This window comes from Acetobacter orientalis (assembly GCF_000963965.1).
GTDB classification, from domain to species: Bacteria; Pseudomonadota; Alphaproteobacteria; order Acetobacterales; family Acetobacteraceae; genus Acetobacter; species Acetobacter orientalis.
The window spans coordinates 1-1,370 of record NZ_BAMX01000027.1 but is presented as its reverse complement, the minus strand read 5'-3'; the positions used below and the strand labels follow the sequence as shown (position 1 = coordinate 1,370).

General features: G+C 50.5%; 2 protein-coding genes. Both read right to left on the bottom strand.

Translation table 11 applies throughout. From position 1 onward, the window contains the following. A partial coding sequence (locus tag Abor_RS10625) for an outer membrane protein (protein WP_048841867.1) occupies positions 1-863 on the bottom strand: 863 nt, incomplete at its 3' end. Positions 864-1,223: 360 nt separating this feature from the next. Then, positions 1,224-1,370, bottom strand: a 147-nt coding sequence (locus Abor_RS10620) for an OmpA family protein (RefSeq protein WP_373853225.1), incomplete at its 5' end; no start/stop codon positions are given.

Here is a 1,370-nt window from a genome sequence, read left to right as displayed (position 1 = left end):
GTCTGAACGTGGGTAGAAGCCTGTGCAGCTTCAGCAACGATCTGACGTGCACGTGCGCTAAGAGCAGAAGCATCCCAGTCGAAGAACACGAGGTAAGAACGTGCTGGCAGCGGAGCAGGAGCTGCAACAACCGGAGCAGGAGCTGCCGGAGGAGGAGCTGTGTCGAATGCGTAACGCAGGCCCAGCATGAACAGGTGGTTGAAGCGGTGATCAATGCTGGTGTGGTTGGTAGATGCACCTTCGCCACTGAAAGTAAACTGACCGTTACGGAAAGAACCGGGCTGGCCAATCATACGGTACTGAGCGGTAACCTGCAGGCCTGGTACGCCCGTGTCGATTGCAGCACCAACGATGGCCTGATAAGCGAAACCACCACGTGTTCCATGAAGGGAACCGGCTGTTGGGTTGCCAAAATTAGCCTGTTCTTTCGTCCACAGATAACCTGCACCAGCACCAATAAAAGGGGTGACAGGGGCGTCAATACCGAACTGCTTCAGGTCGATATCATACACGAGGTTGCCGAACCCACCGTAGGAAGAGTCTTTACCATGCGTGCTAACGCCGGAACCAGCGTTGCCATTCAGGTTAGAGCGAAGGTAGGTGCCTTCAACTTCAGCGCGTAGGCCGTTACCAAAGCCCCAACCGAAAGAAGCGTAGCCGGTCCAACCATTTTTATGGTGAATCTTGGCTTTATCGCTCCAATGACCGTCTTCATCAGTCCCCTTAACTTTAAAAGACTGGGTCTGGGTCAGGTCATAACCGCCGCCGAGGTCAACATAGGGGCCAGTGATGGTGGTTGCAGAAGCAACTGCAGGGGCTGCAGCCATCAATGTTGTTGCAAGTAAAGCCATACGTAGGCGCATTATAAAGTCCTTACAATTTTTAGCATTTTTTGACGTGCTTGCCATAACTGCGGCTTGCGCTGTCGGTTAAATGTCAATCGCTTATATAGAGCAAGGGTTTTTAAAAAGGGAGGGTTGCAGACCCGATTTTTTGTTAATTGAAAGCGGCGTGTTGCAAAATTGTTACGGTTTAACGTATTGAAAAATAACATTTTCTTGAAAAATGATGTTTTTTACCGTCTCATCACATAGCTGGGTTGAGTGCTGGCTGATGCAGAGGCGTGAATCGTGTTGAGCAAAGACTCTGTTTGAAAATAGCTCATAAAAAAAGAGGCACCCGAAGGTACCTCTTTTCTTTTAACATCAAAGTGTAAACCACTCTTAGTGAAGAATGATTTCCACGCGACGGTTTTGTGGTTCGCGGGTGTTCGGGCCAGTTGCCACGAGCGGGTGCGCTTCACCGTAACCGTGGATGTCGATGGCGGTAGCAGGTACACCGTCACGGATCAGTTCAGCCTTCACGCTGTC